At 60.6% G+C, this 21,043-nt stretch carries 18 protein-coding genes; 10 read left to right on the top strand and 8 right to left on the bottom strand.

Annotation, left to right across the window (positions count from 1 at the left end; all coding sequences use genetic code 11):
* Window positions 1–12 precede the first annotated feature (12 nt).
* Window positions 13–2,118 (bottom strand): methyl-accepting chemotaxis protein, encoded by a 2,106-nt coding sequence (locus ACTG2U_RS16445; protein ID WP_439974777.1) that lies wholly within the window; start codon window positions 2,116–2,118, stop codon window positions 13–15.
* 140 nt (window positions 2,119–2,258) lie between these two features.
* On the opposite strand from ACTG2U_RS16445, the gene nadA reads away from it, so the two are divergent.
* Window positions 2,259–3,332, top strand: coding sequence for a quinolinate synthase NadA (gene nadA, locus ACTG2U_RS16440; RefSeq protein WP_058056600.1), 1,074 nt, complete (start codon window positions 2,259–2,261; stop codon window positions 3,330–3,332).
* 70 nt (window positions 3,333–3,402) lie between these two features.
* Here the strand turns inward: nadA and ACTG2U_RS16435 are convergent, their stop codons facing one another.
* Together ACTG2U_RS16435 and gap are read right to left on the bottom strand one after the other, a co-directional pair.
* The gene (locus tag ACTG2U_RS16435) at window positions 3,403–4,269 is read right to left on the bottom strand and encodes a D-hexose-6-phosphate mutarotase (protein WP_439974776.1); all 867 of its coding nucleotides are present in this window, start codon (window positions 4,267–4,269) and stop codon (window positions 3,403–3,405) included.
* An 86-nt stretch (window positions 4,270–4,355) separates the two neighbouring features.
* Window positions 4,356–5,351, bottom strand: a complete 996-nt coding sequence (gene gap / locus ACTG2U_RS16430; RefSeq protein ID WP_338711088.1) for a type I glyceraldehyde-3-phosphate dehydrogenase — start codon at window positions 5,349–5,351, stop codon at window positions 4,356–4,358.
* 347 nt (window positions 5,352–5,698) lie between these two features.
* Between gap and malQ the strand changes: the two genes are divergently transcribed.
* The 4 genes from malQ (at window position 5,699) to msrB (ending at window position 12,759) form a co-directional block, all read left to right on the top strand.
* Window positions 5,699–7,888: a 4-alpha-glucanotransferase gene (malQ, locus tag ACTG2U_RS16425; RefSeq protein ID WP_162628410.1), complete on the top strand. Its 2,190-nt coding sequence runs from the start codon at window positions 5,699–5,701 to the stop codon at window positions 7,886–7,888.
* A gap of 82 nt (window positions 7,889–7,970) precedes the next feature.
* Entirely contained in the window at window positions 7,971–10,148 is a 2,178-nt protein-coding gene (gene glgB, locus ACTG2U_RS16420) for a 1,4-alpha-glucan branching protein GlgB (RefSeq protein WP_439974775.1), read from the top strand.
* On the top strand, window positions 10,148–12,304 hold the full coding sequence (gene glgX, locus ACTG2U_RS16415; protein WP_219296176.1) for a glycogen debranching protein GlgX: 2,157 nt from the start codon (window positions 10,148–10,150) through the stop codon (window positions 12,302–12,304). The genes glgB and glgX overlap by 1 nt, the downstream gene beginning before the upstream one ends.
* A 68-nt stretch (window positions 12,305–12,372) precedes the next feature.
* Window positions 12,373–12,759, top strand: coding sequence for a peptide-methionine (R)-S-oxide reductase MsrB (msrB, locus tag ACTG2U_RS16410; RefSeq protein ID WP_439974773.1), 387 nt, complete (start codon window positions 12,373–12,375; stop codon window positions 12,757–12,759).
* A gap of 72 nt (window positions 12,760–12,831) precedes the next feature.
* Here the strand turns inward: msrB and chrA are convergent, their stop codons facing one another.
* Both chrA and ACTG2U_RS16400 read right to left on the bottom strand, forming a co-directional pair.
* Window positions 12,832–13,998: a chromate efflux transporter gene (gene chrA, locus ACTG2U_RS16405; RefSeq protein WP_439974772.1), complete on the bottom strand. Its 1,167-nt coding sequence runs from the start codon at window positions 13,996–13,998 to the stop codon at window positions 12,832–12,834.
* Window positions 13,999–14,065: 67 nt separating this feature from the next.
* The gene (locus ACTG2U_RS16400; RefSeq protein ID WP_439974771.1) at window positions 14,066–14,512 is read right to left on the bottom strand and encodes a nucleotide triphosphate diphosphatase NUDT15; all 447 of its coding nucleotides are present in this window, start codon (window positions 14,510–14,512) and stop codon (window positions 14,066–14,068) included.
* A 205-nt stretch (window positions 14,513–14,717) separates the two neighbouring features.
* On the opposite strand from ACTG2U_RS16400, the gene ACTG2U_RS16395 reads away from it, so the two are divergent.
* Window positions 14,718–14,945, top strand: a complete 228-nt coding sequence (locus tag ACTG2U_RS16395; RefSeq protein WP_439974770.1) for a hypothetical protein — start codon at window positions 14,718–14,720, stop codon at window positions 14,943–14,945.
* 145 nt (window positions 14,946–15,090) lie between these two features.
* Window positions 15,091–15,408, top strand: coding sequence for a hypothetical protein (locus ACTG2U_RS16390; protein WP_439974768.1), 318 nt, complete (start codon window positions 15,091–15,093; stop codon window positions 15,406–15,408).
* Between the two features lie 131 nt (window positions 15,409–15,539).
* Here ACTG2U_RS16390 and ACTG2U_RS16385 read toward each other — a convergent pair whose 3' ends face one another.
* Both ACTG2U_RS16385 and ACTG2U_RS16380 read right to left on the bottom strand, forming a co-directional pair.
* On the bottom strand, window positions 15,540–16,016 hold the full coding sequence (locus tag ACTG2U_RS16385; RefSeq protein WP_005304871.1) for an Lrp/AsnC family transcriptional regulator: 477 nt from the start codon (window positions 16,014–16,016) through the stop codon (window positions 15,540–15,542).
* 311 nt (window positions 16,017–16,327) lie between these two features.
* Complete coding sequence (locus ACTG2U_RS16380) at window positions 16,328–16,951, bottom strand: helix-turn-helix transcriptional regulator (protein ID WP_439974767.1); 624 nt, start codon at window positions 16,949–16,951, stop codon at window positions 16,328–16,330.
* Between the two features lie 105 nt (window positions 16,952–17,056).
* Between ACTG2U_RS16380 and ACTG2U_RS16375 the strand changes: the two genes are divergently transcribed.
* Window positions 17,057–18,286 carry an MFS transporter gene (locus ACTG2U_RS16375; RefSeq protein WP_439974766.1) on the top strand — a complete coding sequence of 410 codons (1,230 nt, stop codon included), beginning with the start codon at window positions 17,057–17,059 and terminating at the stop codon, window positions 18,284–18,286.
* 110 nt (window positions 18,287–18,396) lie between these two features.
* On the top strand, window positions 18,397–19,215 hold the full coding sequence (locus ACTG2U_RS16370) for a Cof-type HAD-IIB family hydrolase (RefSeq protein WP_201907572.1): 819 nt from the start codon (window positions 18,397–18,399) through the stop codon (window positions 19,213–19,215).
* A 51-nt stretch (window positions 19,216–19,266) separates the two neighbouring features.
* Here ACTG2U_RS16370 and ACTG2U_RS16365 read toward each other — a convergent pair whose 3' ends face one another.
* Entirely contained in the window at window positions 19,267–19,830 is a 564-nt protein-coding gene (locus tag ACTG2U_RS16365; RefSeq protein WP_201907570.1) for a DUF2799 domain-containing protein, read from the bottom strand.
* Window positions 19,831–20,037: 207 nt separating this feature from the next.
* Here ACTG2U_RS16365 and ACTG2U_RS16360 point away from each other — a divergent pair, with 207 nt between their 5' ends.
* A complete protein-coding gene (locus tag ACTG2U_RS16360) occupies window positions 20,038–20,877 on the top strand; it encodes an isopenicillin N synthase family dioxygenase (protein WP_139436950.1) in 840 nt (279 codons plus the stop codon).
* Window positions 20,878–21,043 lie beyond the last annotated feature (166 nt).

Here is a 21,043-nt window from a genome sequence, read left to right as displayed (position 1 = left end):
TCTGGCTGCCACTCAGGTACGCAGCCGATCGAGCTGACTGGCGAGCGCAGTGGCCGCTTGCTCCAGCGCTTCGCTCAGCTGATGGCTGGAGCTGGCCTCCTGCCCGATCACGTTGGCGGTATCACCAATCCGCATCAAATTCTTGTTGATATCGTCACTGACGGCGCTCTGCTGCTCGGCGGCGGTGGCCACCTGACTGATGTGGTCGTGGATCTGCTGGATCTGGGTCACCACCCGATTGAGTGCCTCGAACGCCTGCTCGGTGCCCTGCACCGTGGTGGTGGAGCGCTCGATGCCGGTATTCATCAGACGTTGGCTGCTGCTCACCTCGGTCTGCAGGCTGCCAATCAGCTGGCCGATCTCGTCGGTCGATTCACGAGTCTTGTTGGCCAGCGCCCGCACCTCGTCTGCCACCACTGCAAAGCCGCGGCCCATATCACCCGCTCGTGCCGCTTCGATGGCGGCGTTGAGGGCCAGCAGATTGGTCTGCTCGGCAATGGCGCGGATCACATCGAGGATCCTGCTGATATTGGTGCTGCGCTGGGCCACCAGCGCCACCGCTTTATCCGCCTCATGCATATCGCCGACCAGAGTATGGATCTCGTTGCGAGCATTGCTGAGGGTCTGCTGGGCGGTATTGATGTGGTGGGTCGCCGCTTCCGACTCCTGCGCCGCCTGCTCGGCATAACCTGCCACGCTGACTGCCGTGGTGCTCATCTGATGCATGGCGCTCACCACGCTCTCCAGCTCCAGATTCTGCTCATCCAGACTGTTGCGCATGGTGTCGGCGGTATGTTTCATCTCCCGCGCCTGCTGGTAGACCTGCTGACCGATCCCCTTGCTCATTTGCACCATGCCCCGCAGCTTGCCGAGGAAGGCATTGAGCTGGGACCCCAGATCGATCAGCTCCTGATGGGTGTCGATCTCCATCTGCTGGGTCAGGTCCCCCTCGTTGCTGGAGAGATGGCCCACATGGCGGCTGATAAGAGAAAGTGGCGCAGTAATGGTCTGGATAAACCAGACCAGCAGCCCCAGCACCAACAGGGTAATCCCGCCCATGGCGATGATCTGCTGCCGCTGGGCATCCACCAGCAGGGTGCCCAGTTCATTGCTGATGGCGTGCGCCTTGCTCAGCGCCAGCGCCTTGGGCACCTTGATCATCAACCACCACTGGGTATTGGCTGCCTCAACCCGGATGGGCTGATGAAGAATGAAGTCACTGTCGCTGCTGACCGGCCGACCGTCAGGCAGGGTCAGGCCCACCTCCTTGAGTGGACGGCCCAGCTTGTCGGCATAGCGGTTGCTGCCCACAATCAACCCCATCTTGCTGACCAGAGTCACATCCGCCTTGTTGTCATAGAGGCTCTTGCCAAGGTTTTCAGCCAGTTGCTGGAAGATGGGCAGGTTCATATCCACCCCGGCCAGCCCGACAAACTTGCCGTCACGCAGCACGGGCACCGTCAGACTGGTCATCAGCATCTTGTTGCCCGGGCTGATTTCGTAGAGGTAGGGCTCCATCAGGCAGGGCTGACGGGTATCGTGGCCACAGAGATACCACTCGCTGTTGCGAATACCGAACTCGTTGAGGGAGGTATCAAACTTGGCCTCACTGGCGGCGGCGTCCACCGCTTGCTGAGCGACTGCCCCTCCCTGATCCTTGGTGAAATAGACCTCCAGACTCCCCTTGCCTTCCACCGAGTGGCTGGCCCCGCCCAGCCAGTTGCCATCTTCGCCATCATAGCCATCCGGTTCAAACTGGGCATAAATGGAGCTGATCCCGCTCGCCTGCTGCAAGCTGCTGCCGAGCAAGTACTCCACTTGGGGCCGCGACAAACGCAGTTCCGGTTTGGCCATCCCGGCTTCAATCTGGGCGGTCACGGTCAGGGGGATCTGATAGGAGTTCTGCATCAGCGAGGCAATCTGGATGGCATAGCGCTCTGCCTGATACTGCAGGCTGCGGGAGACCTCCTCTTCCAGTGCATCGCTGGTCTGGGTCATCACCATGTTGCGAAGGGAACTGAACGAGGCCGATTGCAACAGGGTCATGGCCAGCCCGGTCAGCAGAAACAGCCCCATGGTAAGGCACAACAGCTTGAACTTGAGGGAACGTTGCTTCATGCGGCAACTCCTTATGGCAGAATAACAACGAATTACTTGAGTATATTCGCCCACTTGCGCTTCACCCGATTTGTTGATGGGTTTGTGGCAGGCTTCTGGTTATAATTTTTGCCTTCCCGAGCGTTGATGGAACAGTCGCAATGAGCAATGCACTGAGCAGTGTCCCGCCGGTAGTCGCGATGGACTACCCCTTTCCGGCCAAACCTCTTCCCCTGAGTGCCGAGCAGAGAACGACCTTGACCACAGAAATCAAGGCGCTGCTCAAGGAGCGCAAAGCGGTACTGGTTGCCCACTACTACACGGATCCCGAGATCCAGGCGCTGGCCGAAGCCACCGGCGGTTTCGTCGGTGACTCGCTGGAGATGGCCCGCTTTGGCCGCGATCACGAGGCGCAAACCCTGATCGTCGCCGGGGTGCGCTTTATGGGGGAAACCTCCAAGATCCTGAGCCCCCACAAGCGGGTGCTGATGCCGACGCTGGAGGCCGAATGCTCGCTTGATCTGGGCTGCCCCATCGAGCAGTTCTCCGCGTTCTGCGATGCCAACCCGGATCATATCGTGGTGGTCTATGCCAATACCTCGGCTGCGGTCAAAGCACGGGCTGACTGGGTGGTGACCTCCAGCATAGCGCTCGAGATCGTCGAACACCTCGACAGTCTGGGTCACAAGATCATCTGGGGCCCGGATCGTCATCTGGGTGCCTATATCGAGAAGAAGACCGGGGCGCAGATGCTGCGCTGGCAGGGCCACTGCATCGTCCACGACGAGTTCAAGGCCCGCGCTCTGCGCGAGCTGAAAGAGCAGAATCCTGACGCCGCCGTGCTGGTTCATCCGGAATCCCCCGCCTCGGTGATCGAGCTGGCCGATGCGGTGGGCTCCACCAGCCAGCTGATCAAGGCGGCCAAGGAGCTGCCTCAGCAGAAGCTGATCGTGGCGACCGATCGGGGCATCTTCTACAAGATGCAGCAGGCCTGTCCGGAGAAAGAGATGGTGGAAGCACCGACCGGTGGCGATGGCGCTACCTGCCGCAGCTGCGCCCATTGCCCCTGGATGGCGATGAACGGTCTGGTGGCGATCAAGGAGGCTCTCACCGATGGTGCCGAGCGCCACGAGATCCATGTCGACGAAGATCTGCGGGTCAAAGCCTTGATCCCCCTCGATCGCATGCTCAATTTCGCCGCCGAACTCAAGCTCAAGACCCAGGGCAACGCCTGATTGCCACCGTCACGAGATGCAAAGAGGGCTCCCGCGGGAGCCCTCTTTATTTATCTGAACCTCATCCTGCTCAGATGATCACGGTGGAGAGGCTGTGCTCTTCATCCGGCGCAACGGTCACACCCGCCTCGCCAGCGATGGCTGCTTCGACGCAGAGCATGGTGCGATAGCCATCGTCGCTCATGTCGGCCATGGCGGTGGCCCCTTCCAGCCAGGGGGTCCAGACCACCACGCTGTCGTGGTTGCCACTGACAACCCGGCTCTCGCGCTCACCATCCTGCACGCTCACCAGCGCCTCTGGCTGCCAGTAAACCCGATCCAGCGGCCCGCTCAGGGTCAATGCCCCCTGCTGCTTGGCATCCTGTCCGGTCAGCTTGTCGGCATAGGGCTCGCCCAGGCCGGTGACGCTTACCGCCTCTGGTGCGCTGATCTGCAAATAGGTGTGCAGCGCACCGCTATAGGTAAATGGCTGAGCACCTGTGTTGCGAGTGGTCAGCACCAGCGAAAGCTCTTTGCCCACCAGCACGTCTAGTTCCAGCTCGAAGGAGTGATCCCACAGGGCGCGGGTTGCCTCGCTGTCGCGCAGGGAAAGATGAACAAGCGTGCCGTCAGCGTGATCTGAGACCCCGTCCAGCATCCAGAGGGTGGTACGGGCAAAACCGTGGGAGGGCTTGCCGCTACCGACGCGGGCGGGCGCCGGGCCAAACCAGGGCCAGCAGATCGGAATACCACCGCGAACAGGCTTGCTGCCATCCAGCACCGCCTTGTCACTCAGCCAGATGGAGGCCGGCTCGCCATGACGCTGATAGTTCAGCACATGGGCACCAAACAGGCTGATCTCGGCCTTGGCATAGTCGTTATTAATGGTGAGAACCGGCAGACCGGCCGCATTGTTGGCAAGCTTGCAATTGGCTGTCAGGGGACGAATGGATTGCATGTGGACTCCTGTCATCAGGGGAAACCGAAAAACAAAAAGGCGGCCAATGGCCGCCTTTTTCAAGCTACGCGATTGCGCATCCCAAATTACTTGGAGATGTGAGCGATCAGGTCCAGAACTTTGCTGGAGTAGCCCATTTCGTTGTCGTACCAGGATACAACTTTAACGAATTTGTCGTTCAGCTGGATACCAGCCTTGGCGTCGAATACGGAGGTCTGACGCTCACCCAGGAAGTCGGTAGATACAACTTCGTCTTCGGTGTAGCCCAGAACGCCTTTCATAGCGCCTTCGGAAGCAGCTTTCATCGCTTGGCAGATTTCTGCGTAGGTGGCAGCTTTCTTCAGGTTAACGGTCAGGTCAACAACAGACACGTCCGGAGTCGGAACACGGAAAGCCATACCGGTCAGCAGGCCTTTCAGTTCCGGGATAACTACGCCAACAGCTTTGGCAGCACCGGTAGAGGACGGGATGATGTTCTGAGCCGCACCGCGGCCACCGCGCCAGTCTTTGGCAGACGGACCATCAACGGTCTTCTGGGTAGCAGTGGTAGCGTGAACGGTGGTCATCAGGCCAGACTCGATACCGAAGGTATCGTTCAGAACCTTGGCGATCGGGGCCAGGCAGTTGGTGGTGCAGGAAGCGTTGGAAACGATGTCCTGGCCAGCGTAGGTAGAGTCGTTAACACCCATTACGAACATCGGGGTAGCGTCTTTGGACGGGCCAGTCAGAACAACTTTCTTGGCACCGGCAGCGATGTGCTTACGAGCAGTCTCGTCGGTCAGGAACAGACCGGTAGCTTCAGCAACAACGTCAACACCGATTTCGCCCCACTTCAGGTTGGCCGGGTCACGCTCAGCGGTAACACGTACAGTTTTGCCGTTTACAACCAGGTTGCCGTCTTTAACTTCAACGGTACCGTTGAAACGACCGTGAGTTGAATCGTACTTCAGCATGTAAGCCATGTAGTCAACATCGATCAGGTCGTTGATACCAACAACTTCGATGTCTGCACGCTCGCAAGCCAGACGGAATACGAAACGACCGATACGGCCAAAACCGTTAATACCTACTTTGATAGTCATATTTAGTTACCTAACTGTTCAGTAGTCAAAGAAAATTCCGCTTGTAAATTTACTAGAACTCTCCGGTGAGTCAACCAACATTCTGTCTGAAATTGCGCTATATCATGAAAAACTGTGAAATTAATTTTCTGTTTATGTAACTGATTACCACGTTTTGACGAAAAAAGTGCCAGATCGTGGCATCGCGCAGATATCAACAATAGTGCCTACTCGGTCACACAACCATTCACAGAGATATGTAAAAATGTGCGCGGTTTAGCATGGCCAAAGAGCCACTGTTCAAGTACCACCCCATAAAAATCAAACAAAATAGTATAGATAGAATCCACAGCGGGAATTCTCAAACTATGACCACCCTGATTGAACAGCTGGCTGCCGCAAAAGGTATCGCCAGCGAGTACGTCGATGCCTGGGGCCACCCGGCCCAGGTATCGGAAGAGAGCAAGGCCGCCATGCTGGGCGCCATGGGCTACCGCGTCGATGACGAGGCCGCACTGGTGCAGCAGCTGGAAGAGGAGCATCGCCAGCACTGGCTGCGGGCGCTGGATCCTGTGATGGTGGTTCGCACCGGCGACGCCGTTACCCTTGAGGTTCGCCTCCCCATCGAATTCGTCAACGACGCCCTCACCTGGCAGCTCCAGCAGGAGCAGGGTGCGGTGCTGTCCGGTCAATTCACCCCCATCGAGGGTGAGCTGGTCGGCGTGGCCGAATTTGAAGAGATGGAGTGCCAGGCCTATCGTGTCACTCTGGATATGGCCCCGGAGCTGGGTTATCACCAGCTGGTGTTGCTGGAAGAGGGCAATGACGAACCACTGGCCACCATGCGCCTCATCGTCGCCCCCAAGGCCTGCTACAAACAGGCGCCGATTGCCGATGGCCGCAAGGTATGGGGTCCGAGCGTGCAGCTCTACTGCCTGCGCAGCCGCCACAACTGGGGTATCGGTGATTTCAGCGATCTGGGCCAGCTGGTCGAGAAAGCGGCCGCCTGGGGTGCCCACTTCGTCGGCCTCAACCCCATCCACGCCCTCTATCCGGCCAATCCGGAGAGCGCCAGTCCCTACAGCCCCTCTTCCCGTCGCTGGCTCAACGTGGCCTATATCAATGTGGAAGCGGTGCCCGAATTCCAGCAAAGCGCTCGCCTGAAAGCGGAAGTGGCAAGTCCTGCCTTCCAGCAACATCTGGCCGATCTGCGCGCCAAAGAGAACGTCGATTACACCGGCGTGATCCAGACCAAACTCGGCATGCTGCGTCAGGTGTTCGACGAAGCCAGCCTTGGCGCCGAGCGTCAGGCCGCCTTTGATGCCTTCGTGGCCGCCGGTGGCGACAGCCTGCAACAGCAGGCAGCATTTGATGCCCTGCAGGCCCACTTCTATGCCAAAGGCGAAAATGCTTGGGGCTGGCCGGTATGGCCGCAGGAGCTGCGCGATTACCACAACCCTGCCGTTGCCGCCTGGATGGCCGAGCACCCGCAAGATGTCAACTTCTACCTCTATCTGCAGTTCTTGGCCGACGAGCAGCTGGCGCAAGCCGATGCCCGTGCCAAGGCTGCCGGCATGGTGATGGGGATCTACCGGGATCTGGCAGTGGGCGTCTCCGAAGGCTCCACCGAGATCTGGGCCAACCAGGATCTCTACTGCCCGAAAGCCTCGGTCGGTGCGCCGCCCGATATTCTCGGCCCGCTCGGTCAGAACTGGGGCCTGCCCCCGATGAACCCGAACAAGCTGTTCGAAGCGGCCTATCAGCCGATGGTGGACTTGTTCCGTGCCAACATGCGCTCCTGTGGCGCACTGCGCATCGACCACGTGATGGCCTTGCTGCGCCTGTGGTGGGTACCGCCCGGAGCGTCCGCCGCCAAGGGCGCCTACATCTACTATCCGGTCAACGATCTGCTGGGCATTCTGGCCCTAGAATCCCACCGCAATCAGTGCCTGCTGATCGGCGAGGATCTGGGTACCGTGCCGGAGGGGATCGACGTGACCCTGAAAGAGAACGGCGTCCACTCCTACAAGGTGTTCTTCTTCGAGCGCTCCAAGGAAGATGGCGGCTTTATCTCCCCGGCGCACTACACAGAGCAGGCGATGTCGGCCCTGACCACCCACGACATGCCGACCCTCAAGGGCTTCTGGCACTGCGACGATCTGGCGCTCGGCCGTCAACTGGGTCTGTATCCGGATGAAGGTGTTTTGAAGACTCTGTATGCTGATCGTCACCAGGCCAAACAGCGGATCCTCGACAGCCTGCATGCCCACAAGGTCATCTCTGACAACATCAGTCATGACGTGAACTGGGTCGGCATGAACACCGAACTCAACCACGGTCTGCAGATCCACATGTCCCGCGGCAGCTGCGCCCTGTTCAGTACCCAGCTGGAAGATTGGCTGGAGATGGACAAGCCGGTCAACGTACCGGGCACCAGTTACGAATACCCCAACTGGCGCCGCAAGCTTTCCGCTGATCTGGAAGATATTTTTGCCAATGAGGCACTCAAGGCACTGGCTGGCAAGATGAGCCAAGCCCGTGATGAGGCCAGTCGTTGAGACGCTGTCTCCCACAGCGCTCTCACCTAAATCCACTCCGGCTTCGGCCGGAGTGGATGCTCTGTCATGAAAGGAAATCTCGATGCTCGTTGAACGTTTGGTTGCTGCCCGCTGTTCCGATCCCTTCTCTCACTTAGGCCTGCAGGCCAATCCGGATGGGCCCGGCCTCAAACTGACCGCCTGGTTGCCTGATGCCCTCGAAGTCCGCGTCAAGGATCTCAAGTCGGGCAAAGTCGTTGCCACCCTGGCGCCCACCGATGAATCGGGTCTTTTTGAAACTGTTTTCACCCGCCGCAAAAACGCCTTCCCCTATCAGCTGATCGCCAGCTACCAAGATGCCACCACCGAGGTCATCGACCCCTATCAATTTCAGGATGCCGCCTGGGCAGGCCTGGCCGAACTGACCGCCCAGCCGGAAAACCTCTACCACACCCTTGGCGCCCAGCTGCGCACCGTGGAACATCTTGGCCAGCAGGTGGAAGGGGTGCGTTTTGCGGTCTATGCGCCGAGCGCCACCGCCGTGAGCCTCATCGGCGATTTCAACTTCTGGGATGGCCGCCGCCACCCGATGCAGCGCAGCCTCTGCGGTCACTGGGTGCTGTTTGTGCCGGGCCTCAAGGCCGGTGATCGCTACAAGTTCGAGCTCAAGGACCCCATGGGCAACCGGCTGCCCCACAAGAGCGATCCGGTCGGCTTTTACTGCGAGCAGTATCCGTCGTTCGCCTCCGTGGTCTATGACCACGCCCAGTACCAGTGGCAGGATGCCGAGTGGATTGCCAGTCAGCACAACGACAAACGCGAGCAGCCGCTCTCCATCTATGAGCTGCATGTCGGCTCCTGGAAGCGCCACCCCAATGGCGACAGCCTGAGCTGGCGCGAACTGGCAGTGGAGCTGGTCGCCTACGTCAAGGAGATGGAGTACACCCACATCGAGCTGCTGCCGGTCTCCGAGCACCCCTTCAGCGGCTCCTGGGGCTACCAGCCGGTGGGCATGTTCTCCCCCACCAGCCGCTACGGCACCGCTGATGATTTCAAATACTTCGTCGACCAGTGCCACCAGGCCGGGATCGGCATCATTCTGGACTGGGTGCCCGCCCACTTCCCGTCCGATGCCCACGGCCTGGCCCGTTTCGATGGCACCCCGCTCTACGAATATGAAGATCCGCGCCGTGGCTGGCACCCGGACTGGAACTCCTACATCTACGACTTCGGCCGCGACACAGTGCGCCAGTTCCTGGTAGCGAGCGCCCTGTTCTGGCTCGACAAGTTCCACATCGACGGACTGCGGGTGGATGCGGTCGCCTCCATGCTCTATCTGGACTACTCCCGCAACGCCGGTGAGTGGGTACCGAACGTCGATGGCGGCAACCACAACTACGAGGCGATCAGCCTGCTCAAGTGGACCAACGAGGAGGTCTACGGCAAGTACCCCCACGCCATGACCATCGCCGAAGAGTCCACCGCCTTTGCCGGTGTCTCCCGCCCCACCTTCCTCGGCGGCCTCGGCTTTGGCTTCAAGTGGAATATGGGCTGGATGCACGACACCCTTACCTATATGCAGAAAGAGCCGATCCACCGTCGCTACCACCACAACGACATGACCTTCTCCATGGTTTACCACTATGACGAGAACTTCATCCTGTCGCTCTCCCACGACGAGGTGGTGCACGGCAAACACTCCATGCTCTACAAGATGCCGGGCGACGAGTGGCAGCAGGCCGCCAACCTGCGCGCCTACATGGGCTTCATGTACGCCCACCCGGGCAAGAAGCTCAATTTCATGGGCACCGAAATCGCTCAGAGCAACGAGTGGAACCACGACGCCCAACTGCCGTGGCATCTGCTGCAATATCCCAAGCATGCCGGTCAGCAGCGGCTGATCCACGATCTCAACCACCTCTACCGTCATGAGCCTGCCTTGTATCAGGCCGATTATGAGCAGACCGGCTTCCGCTGGCTGGATCACAACGATGCCGACAACAGCATCTTTGCCTGGCTGCGGGCAGACAAAGAGGGCAAGCAGACTATTGTGGTGGCTTGCAACTTCACCCCGGTGCCCCGTCTCGAATATCGGATCGGCGTCCCAGCTGCGGGCCACTATCGGGTGGTGCTCAACACCGACAGCGAGTATTACTGGGGTAGTAACTATGATGTAGGTCTGGTGTTCGCTGCCGAGCCGACCCCCTGGCAGGGGATGGCACACAGCATAGTGCTGGATCTGCCGCCGCTGGCGACCTTGTTTATCAAACAGGAGTCTTGATGCTTGTAATGGAAAAAGGGGTGGGCCACCCGCTGGGGGCCCGCCTTGACGAGAACGGTTGCCACTTCTGCGTCTGGGCCCCCCAGTCGGACAAGGTGGAGATCTGCCTGTACGACGAGCAGGAGCAGGAGCTGATGCGGCTGGAGTTGCCCGGCCGCCGTGGCCAGTATCGCTTTGGCTACGTGCGCGGCGTAAAGGCCGGTCAGCGCTACGGCTATCGGGTCTATGGTACTCCGCAGGAGGGGATGCTGTTCGATCCGCAAAAACTGCTGATCGACCCCTACGCCAAGGCGCTCAGTCGTCCCACCTACTGGGATGAAGCCCTCTATCAGGGTGACAGTGCCGGGATGATTGCCAAGTCGGTGGTAGTGGATGACAGTTTTGACTGGCAAGGGGTTGGCAAACCCGGGATCAGTCCGGCCCGCACCATTATCTACGAGACCCACGTCAAGGGCTTTACCAAGCAGCACCCGGGGATCCCCAAAGCGCTGCAGGGCACCTACCTTGGCATCTGTCACCCGCTGGTTATCGAGCATATGAAGAGCCTCGGCATCACCTCGGTGCAGCTGATGCCGGTGGCCGCCTTCATGTCGGAACCGCGACTGGAGCAGCTGGGACTCACCAACTACTGGGGCTACAACCCCATCGCCTTCTTCGCCCCGGAGCCGCGTTACAGCACCCGAGCAGACGAGGCGGTGACCGAGTTCAAGACCATGGTGCGCGAGCTGCACCGGGCCGGGCTCGAGGTGATCCTGGATGTGGTCTACAACCACACTGCCGCCTCTGGCTTCGACGGCCCTACCCTCTCGTTCAAGGGCTTTGACAACGCCGGTTACTACGCCTTCGAAGCGGGCCCACACGGCCCGGACTACACCCGTCACGCCAACGTGACCGGCTGTGGCAACAGCGTCAATCTGGATCACCCCAACACCCTGCGACTGGTGCTCGATGCTTTGCGCTACTGGGTCACCGAGATGCAGGTGGATGGCTTCCGTTTCGATCTGGCAGTGACGCTGGCGCGGGAAGCGGGGGAGTTCGAACCCATGGGCGCCTTCTTCAAAGCCGTGATGGCCGACCCTGTGCTGTCACAGGTCAAGCTCATCGCCGAACCCTGGGACATAGGCCCCTTCGGCTACCGGCTGGGTCAATTCCCGAGCCAGTGGCAAGAGATCAACGACCGCTACCGCGACACAGTGCGCGCCTTCTGGCGCGGTGATGCGGGCAAGATGGGGGACTTTGCCACCCGCTTGGTAGGCTCGCGGGATATCTTCCCGAAGAACTGGCGATCGCCCCACACCAGCGTCAACTACCTCTGCTATCACGACGGTTTCACCCTGGAGGATCTGGTCTCCTACAACCAGCGCCACAATCAGGCCAACGGTGAAGACAATCGGGATGGCCACGGCAACAACCTCTCCTATAACCACGGGGTAGAGGGGCCGACCCTGGATCCGCGGGTCAACAGCCTGCGCCAGCAGCAGAAACGCAATCTGATTGCCACCCTGCTGCTCTCCCAAGGCACTCCCCACTTCCTCGCCGGGGACGAGATGGGCCGCAGCCAGCTTGGCAACAACAACGCCTACTGTCAGGACAACCAGATCAGCTGGGTCAACTGGCAGTGGCGACCGGAGGATGAACGGCTGTTCGCCTTCACCCAGCAGATGATGGCGCTGCGGGCGGAGTCGTGTGTCTTCTCCAACCTGCAACTGAGCGACGACAGCTGGAATGGCACCCCGTCCAGCTGCCATCAGGTCAACTGGTATCACCCGGACGGCCACCAGCTCACCGATCAGGATTGGCACGCCCCCATGGGGCAGGCGTTCGCCATGGATATCGGCATGATCAACTGTGTCGGCGAGCGCTGGTACGTGCTGTTCAACGCCAGCGACTACGATATCCAGTTCCGCCTGCCGCCGCCGGGGGAAGGGCTGGAGTGGATCCAGACCATCGACACCGCCACCAACGATGGGCTGCCCTTTCTGCCGGATGACATCAAACGGCAGGTAGCGGTCGGTCGGGCCCACTCCCTCAAACTGCTGGAGCGGGTGGCGCTGGCCAGCACGGCGGAGGATGCCCAGCCACCGCAGCAGGAAATTCTCCCTGCATCAGGTGAGGAGATGGTTGCCACCTCGATCACAGATACAGGCAAAGCATAAGAGGCATGCTGGAGTCAGCTTTACGGAGCCGCTATGCTGGGCTCCGGTATGGATGGCAAGGAGTCGGTATGAGCAGTAACAATCCGGAGCAGTGGCGCAACAAACTGACCGCCGAGCAGTTTCACGTCTGCTGGGAGAAGGGCACCGAGCGCCCCTACAGCGGCGCCCTGCTCCACAATCGCAAGAGCGGCGACTACCTCTGTGTCTGCTGCAAGAGCGTGCTGTTTCACTCAGGAGCCAAGTTTGATTCCGGCTGCGGCTGGCCCTCGTTCGACAAGGCCATCGAGGGGACGGTGGAGTACACCGAGGACAACAGCCACGGCATGAAGCGGGCGGAGATCACCTGCCGCCAGTGCGGCTCTCACCTCGGTCACGTCTTCCCCGATGGACCGACCGAGACTGGCCAGCGCTACTGCGTCAACAGCCTGAGTCTGGATTTCGATCCCGACGCTTAAGCAGCTGACCCATTGCAATAAAAACGGCGCCTCCATCACGGAGGCGCCGTTTTTATCGGGATTTCACCGCATTCACGCCAGCAGGATAGCAGCCATCACCAACAGGGCCGCGATGGCCGGCACCTGCAACTTCAACACCCGCAGCAGATAAAAGCCGATGGCCGCCAGCGCCAGATCGGTCGGCGCCAGCACCGCGCTCTGCCACACCGGCTGATAGAGGGCCGCCAGCAACAAGCCCACCACGGCGGCGTTGATTCCGGTGACGGCCCCCGCCAGACGGGGCCGGGCCAGCCACTGTTGCCAGCAGGGGCCCACCGCCCAGAGCAGCAGAAAGCCGGGTGCAAAGAGCGCCAGGGTCGCCAACAGGGCCCCGATCATCGGCATCTCGGGCTGCAGCTGGGCGCCAAGATAGGTGGCAAGGGTAAACATGGGGCCCGGCACCAACTGGGCCAAGCTGTAACCGGTCAGAAACTGCTGCTCGTTGAGAGTGTGTCCCACGCTCTCTTGCAGCAGCGGCAGCACCACATGACCACCGCCAAACACCAGACTACCGGTGCGATAGAAGTCGGCAACCAGTTGACCAAGTGGACTACCGAGCAGCGGCAGGCCGATAAAAAGGATGCCAAACAGCAGCAGGGTCGGCCAATGAGGCTGACTGCTGGCGGCAGCAGGCAACTCAGCGGTGGCAGGGCGACTCCCCGCCCCGCGCTGGCTGCGGGCGCAGATCAGCGCCGCTCCCGCCAGCATCAACAGTTGAGTCAGCAGACCGGGCTGCCACCAGAGTGCAGCAGCGGTCACCACCATGATCCCTTGGGTCATTCCCGTGGCACAGAACTGACGACTCATGGTAAGCACCGCATCGGCCACCACGATGAGCGCCAGCAGCTTGAGGCCGTGCAGCGCCGCATCGAGCCACAGATTGCTGCCCAGCTGGCCGATGCCGATCGCAGCCGCCAGTAGAAGAAGAAATGAGGGCAGCGTGAAACCAACAAAAGCAGAGAGCGCCCCACCCAGACCGGCGCGATGACGACCGATGGCGAAACCAAGCTGGCTGGAGGCGGGCCCCGGCAGCAGTTGGCACAGCGCCAGCAAGCGGGCAAATTCGGCCTGGGTCAGCCAGCCGAGCCGCTGGACGAAGGTACGCTGGAAATAGCCGATATGAGCGGCCGGACCACCAAAGCTGATACATCCCAGCCATAAAAACTGAATAAATACCTGTCCCACGCTCTTCTCCCTCATCCCTCTTCTCCCGATGGAGAGGGGATATTATGACAGCGCGATGATCGTTTTATGACAATCAGGCTGATTAGGCCGACACCATGGGCATATCACCCGGCAGATAGCAGCGTCCCGCCAGCCAGCAAGCGATGGACTGACGGCTGGCATCGAAATGGGGCTCGGGCAACTCGCGCGGATCGCACCAGACCCAGCCTTCGCACTTCTCCGGCTCCAGCAGCTGCGGCTCACCATCGGCCCGGGCGTGCAGCGTCACCGAGATATAGTGCAGCCCGCTCTCGCGCCAGGTCTCCAGATTGTTGGTCACCGCCACCACCTCGGGCCCGTGGATCTCCAGTCCGGTCTCCTCGGCCACCTCGCGGATCGCCGCCGACTCGAAGCTCTCCCCCAACTCCAGATGACCACCCGGGATCGACCAGTAGGGGGCATGGCTCCCCTTACGTTTGCCAAGCAGTACCTGGCCTTGGGCGTTGGTCAGGATGACGCCGACCCCGACGCGGGGATAGAGAGTGGACATGAAAACGCTCCTTCAATCAGGCAGTAAAACGGCCCACCTTAGGCCCAAGGAGGGCACAGGGCAAGCCCCGGCTGCACGGCACCTGCGCCTGTCGGTGGCTCCTCCCCTTGCCCCTTAACCGGTTATCACTGATGCTGGGGGGTGAAGCCCGGATGGAGAGGTCATCCCAATCCTCTGTGTCCCCCATCACCTCGAGGAGTCCGCCATGAAAAAATTGCTCCCCCTGTGCGCCCTGCTGCTCACGGCTTGCCAAACCACGCCGCCCCCCAACTCGCTCGCCATCGATGATGCCGACGCCTGGCAGGCCATTTGCAAAGATGGCACCCGGGTTCGCGCCGTGGTGGCAGAGGGGATCTGTGAGGATCATCGCGGGGTAGCCATGTGGACGAATAAGCCAAGAGCTGAACGGATGGCAGAAGAAGCCGCTAAATAGTGTGATCCAGGCACCATAAAATGACACAGCCGGCCAATTGGCCGGTTTTTTTCGCGATCTCGCCAGCACTTTGCCACCTTGTTCATGGTGCGCTCAGTTTTCTGTTCCCATACTGGCCCTACAGTTCCAAAAGAGGAGAGACAAGATGCAAACATCCATCGTTGGGCTCTCCATTCTGTGGGGGCTAGCCAGTTTTGGTGTTCAGGGGGATTTCATCGAGAGCCGTGATTCCGTTGCGCCATCCTGGCAAGCCGAGTCCAGAGTGGAGATGGAAGGTTATCTGATTGAATCGCTTGGCGAAGATCGCTGGGTGTTCGACAACGGCAGCGAGAGCCTGCTGGTCTCCCTGCCCGAAGGGCAGTGGGTGCCGACCGGCGAGCGGCTGCGGGTCAGCGGCGAACCGCTGCAGGAGCAGAGCGGCTGGCTGCTGCAGGTGGAAGACATCAGCCAGGTTAGCGTCTGACCACGGCAGTCGCCCCGTCACTGCGACAGCTAATCCAGACCCGATAACCACTACCGAATAACCAAGAGCGAATAGCAAAAGAGGAGGCCAGTGGCCTCCTCTTTCTGTTTCTATGAGCGGCTTGCGCGGGCTCACCCCAGATGGTTGAGCGGCAGCGCCGTCTTGTGCTTGATGCGGCGCAGCACGAAGCTGGAGCGCACCCCGGTCACCCCCGGAATATGGGTCAGCTTGTCCAGCAGGAAGTGCTGGTAGTGCTCCATGTCGCGCACCACCACCTTGAGTTGGTAGTCGGCATCATTGCCGGTGATGAGGTCACACTCCAGCACTTCGGGCAGTTCGCTGATGGCACGGTCGAAGTTTTCGAACCGCTCGGGCGTGTGTCTGTCCATGGAAATGTGAATGTAGGCGGTGAGGGTGAGGCCAAGCTGGCGGGCGTTGAGCAAAGTAACGTGGGTGTCGATGAGGCCGGCATCCTCCAGCGCCTTGACCCGGCGGGAGCAGGGGGACGGGGAGAGCCCGACCAGCTCGGCCAGTTCCAGATTGCTGATGCGGCCATTCTCCTGCATCAGCTCGAGAATATGTCTGTCTATGCGATCAAGTTTCAGCATTTACCCTTCCTCGTTGCAATGACTAATCCACTTTTCCTAGATTAAGGGTGAACTATTGCAAAAACAACCGAAATAAGTGGTTACTTTGCAACCACTCACCGGCACGGGAGGGATACTATGGTTACATCTTCCGGTGGCAAAGCAGATACCTGACCGGGTCTCTGCGGTGAAGGACCTTACCGGGTCAAGAGCCCCATCAGCCGTCTTACCTTATCGGGAAACGACGGGCTGGAACGAGAGAACCCCCTCCCCGAAGGCAACAAAGCAGGCATCCCGGCGCCTGCTTTGTTGTTTTTGGGCGTTTGACGCAATCAGAGCGCGGGCGGCGTGATGCGATAGAGACAGCGGTGCGCCCCCTCCAGCAGATATTGCTCCCGCTCCACCGTCGCCGGCGCCAGCAGCTGGCGAAACAGCGCCAGCTCGCTGCGACAGAAACCGCGGCAGGTACGCGCTGCCGCACAGATGGGGCAGTGGCTCTCCCACAGCAGCCAGCTACCATCCTCTTCGCGGCGGATCTCCGCCATGTAGCCCTCGCGAGTACGCAGCTCCTTGAGCGCCGCCAGCCGGCCAGATAGACCATGGGACCCCAGCGCCTCCTGATAGCGAGCAAGCATTTGCTGCTCCCGCTGCTGGATCAGCCGCTCCATCCCCTCCTCGCCAAACAGCTCGCGCACGTTGTCGATCAGTTGCACGGTCAGGTAGCTATGGCTATCGGGGAAGCGCTGCCAGGCCTGCTCGGTGAGCTGCCACAGCCGCACGGGACGACCGCGCCCGCGCGCCTCGTCGCTGAATGTGACCCACCCCTCCTGCTCCAGCGTGAGCAGGTGCTGGCGGGCGCCCATGGAGGTCATCTGCAACTGCTCCCCCAGCGCGGCGGCGCTCTGCGGGCCATGGCTCTTGAGCAGAAACAGGATCTTGTCGGTGCTTGCGTTCATGATCTCATTATGGGAGCGCCCTTTATTAAATCAACAATTCACTTTACTTAATCCCGTCTATGAACCAGCATAAATAAACCAATAACTTTACTTAATGGGTGCAGCATGGAGAAACACGAGCACAAAAATCCCCTCTGGGTGCTGGTCATGACGGTCACGCTGGCAGTTGCAGGCTTCAGTCTCCCCTCCCCGGTGTTGGCACCTTTGCTGCTGGATCCGGCCCACGGCATGCTGACGCCGGAAGCCTCCGACTGGAGCCGCAAGGTGTGGCTGGGGGTCATCATGGGGCTCTATCCCCTGTTCCAGCTAGTGGGCAGCCCCTGGCTCGGTCGCCTCTCCGACCGCTATGGCCGCAAGCCACTGCTGTTGCTCTCGCTGGCGGGGGTACTGGCAGGCTATGCCCTGATGGCACTCGGTATCGCCTGGCGCTCCCTCCCCCTGTTGCTGCTCAGCCGGATTGTGGAGGGGCTATGCAACGGCAACATCGCCATCGTGCAGGCGATGGCGGCGGATCTCGCCGGCAAGGAGCACAAGGCGCGCAGCTTCGCCTGGATCAACATCGGCATGAATCTGGGCTGGGTAGTGGGACCGGTGATCGGGGGCTACGCCGCGGTGATCTCGGGGGATTACAGTCTGGCGGCCTGGCTGGCCGTCGCGATGACCCTGCTCAATCTGCTGCTGGTGCTCTGGCTGGTGCCCCATCGTCCGCCGGTGGCGGCCGCCCGGGAGGCAGCGACCCTCTCCAGCCGCCAGCTGTTGCTGCAACCGGCCCTGCTGCCCTACTTCGCGCTCACCCTGATCAGCTATGGCGCCGTGCAGCTCTATTTCACCTACTTCAATATCTGGCTGGTGGAGAGGCTGGCCTGGGATCCGGCCCAGCTGGCGCAGGCGGCGGTGCTGGTGAGCCTGCCCATGATGGCGGGCTCCTGGCTCGGCTCCCGCATCGCCCGTCACTGGCGCGGCAGCTCCCTCGGCATTGTCGGCCATCTGGTGATGGCGAGCGGCATGCTGCTCTTTATCCTGCCCGTGCACTGGTGGGGACTGGCGCTTACCTTCGTTCCCGCTGGCATCGGCATGAGTCTGGGAGAGCTGGCCACTTCGGTGGCGATCTCCAACCGCAGTCACCCGGAGCAACAGGGGCAGGCGATGGGGCTCTACCGCGCCCTCGCCGTAGGCAGCGAGATACTGGCGGTGCTGCTCGGCAGTCTGGTGCTGCTGGCCGGTACCGAGTGGCCCTTCTATCTCGCCACCCTCTGCTCCCTTGCCAGTGCCGCCGGTTTCTATCTGCTGCGCCGCCGTGCCGACCGTCGTCAACAGCTGGCCAGCTGCACCTGAGCCACGAAGGGATCACAGTTCGGCGCTTCGGCCACGGGCAAGACTTGCATCGGGGCGCCGGGTCTGGGACGGTAAAGCTCTTTACGGATTTGTTCGATGCTGGAGGAGCTATGAGTGAGTACAAGGCCATCGCGCTCGATATGGATGGCACCCTGCTGACCAGGGATCACAAGATCTCGTCGGCCACCCGGGCAGCCCTGGCGCAGGCCCGCGCCCACGGCATCAAGGTGCTGCTGGTCACGGGGCGCCACTACATGACGGCGCGCCCCTTTCACCACGAGCTGGCCCTCGATACCCCCCTCATCTGCAGCAATGGCGCCTATCTCTATGATCCGGTGCAGAACCGGATCCTAAGTGGCGACCCGCTGGCGGTCGCCCCGCTTACCGAGCTGCTGGCCGCGGTCGAGGCGCAGCAGATGGGCGCCCTGTTCCACCTGAGCGAGGGCATTGGCTACATAGGCTGTGAAGAGCATGTCACCCGCATTCGCCACTGGTCGACCAATCAGCCGGACCACCTCAAGATCGCCCTCCACCCGGTCGAGGAGCTGGCAGGCTGGCTCGACAATCCGGTCTGGAAACTGGAGCTGTTCAATCAGGATCCGGCGCGCCTGCACACCTTTATGGGCGAGGTGGTCGAGCAGATGCCCTTTACCCGTGACTGGGCGGCCCCCTATGCGGTAGAACTGGTGCAGCCCGGTTGCAGCAAGGGCAACCGGCTGGCCCAGTGGGCAGCCAGCGAAGGGATTGCGATGGATCAGGTGGTAGCGTTTGGGGACAACAACAACGACATCAGCATGTTCGAGCAAGTTGGGCTGGCGGTGGCCATGGGCAATGCGGCCCCGCAGATCCAGAGCCATGCCCATCGGGTCACGGCCGACCACAACGAAGATGGTATCGCACTGGCGCTGCAGCGCTGGGTACTGCCCTGATCTGACAGGATGCAACATGGCCAGCACGCGGGCTGGCCATGAAGAGAGGGATTAACCGCCGAAGGAGAACTGGATCACCCGATCCGGATAGCGCAGACGGTTGTACTCCCGGCGCAGGGATTCGTAGTGGCGAATGGCCCGATCGCGCTTGGCGCGGTAATAGTCACGCTGCTCCGTGTTGGTTTCGTTGCGGATGCTGCGCTCCAGCGTATCGATATCCCGCTCGGTACGCTCCAGCTCGTCGCTGATCTCCCGCAGGCGGGCAGCCAATTTGTACTCTTCATAGCCACGCTGATACTGCTTGAGGAAGCTGGCGTCATTGGGGCATACCCCCAGATAGGCCTGCCCCTCCTTGCCCTTGCTGTAAGCCAGCTCGGGAATGCAGTAGAGCTCCAGTCCCTTGTCGTAGCCCCGTTTCCACTCGGCCTCATCCACCCGGAGGCCATATTCGCTGCAAGACGAAACGTAGTCGCGGGTCGCCTGACGGGTTTTGCCTTCCGATCCATCCTGATAACCCAGGTTGTACCAACTCATGGTGCGGCACTCATCTTCTGACAGGGCACTGCATCCCGCCAGCAATACCGGCAGGGTCAGCAACAGGATTTTGAGGGACATGAACAGACTCCGGAAAAGATAGTGAGCGGCATTCTAGAGAGGATAAAAGGCCATAACAAGGGATGCGCTCCCGTGCGGTCTGGCGCGGTTTATTTGATGTTTTTGTCACTATTCAACGCCGTGCCGGACGGGGCGGCCAACCCGCTTTCCTTGTTATCAGGTGCAAGGTAAACTGCGCCATCTTTTAACTGGCGCGCAACAAAAACAATGAAAGTCCTGACCGTCGATTACCGCTCACCCGATGCGGCCCAACGCTTCACCGAATCCCTGCGAACCACCGGCTTTGGCGTGCTGACCAACCACCCCATTCCGAAAGAGCTGGTGCAGTCCATCTACGACAACTGGTATCGCTTCTTCATGAGCGAGCAGAAGCAGGATTTCCTGTTCAACCGCGAGACCCAGGATGGCTACTTCCCACCCTCGGTCTCCGAGGTGGCCAAAGGCCATAGCCAGAAAGACATCAAGGAGTACTTCCACATCTACCCCTGGGGCCAGATGCCGGAAGAGCTGAAGGAGCAGGCGATGGAGTACTACCGCCTCGCCAACGGTCTGGCCGCCGAGCTGCTGGGCTGGGTAGAGCAGTACACCCCGGCCGATATCGCCGCTCACTACAGCTGCCCCCTCTCCTCGATGATCGAAGAGAGCCAGAAGACCCTGCTGCGGGTGCTGCACTACCCGCCGTTCGATGGCACCGAGGAGCCGGGTGCCATCCGCGCCGCCGCCCACGAGGATATCAACCTGCTCACCATTCTGCCCGCCGCCAACGAGCCGGGGCTGCAGGTGAAGGGTTCCGATGGCGAGTGGATGGATGTGCCGTGCGACTTTGGCACCCTCATCATCAATATCGGCGATATGCTGCAGGAGGCCTCTCGCGGCTACTATCCCTCCACCACCCACCGCGTCATCAACCCGACCGGTGGCAGCGCCGCCAAGTCGCGTATCTCCCTACCGCTGTTCCTCCATCCGCGGCCCGAGGTGGTGCTCTCCGAGCGCCATACCGCCCACAGCTACCTGATGGAGCGGCTGCGGGAGCTGGGGGTGATCTAGTCCGCAGACGAGCTGTTGTCAGAGACCAAACCGGAGCAATCTCGCTCCGGTTTTTATTTGGTGGCAGGATTGGGCAAAAAACAGAATTAAATTAGCCAATCATGCCAATAAATCGCATTTACGCCTGATAACCGTCGTAGTGATTGCGCCGTGACCTCCGTAACAT

This window comes from Aeromonas sp. 95A, from assembly GCF_051919235.1.
GTDB lineage: Bacteria > Pseudomonadota > Gammaproteobacteria > Enterobacterales > Aeromonadaceae > Aeromonas > Aeromonas veronii.
The sequence above is the reverse complement of the archived record's forward strand: the minus strand, read 5'-3'. Positions and strand labels throughout refer to the sequence as shown.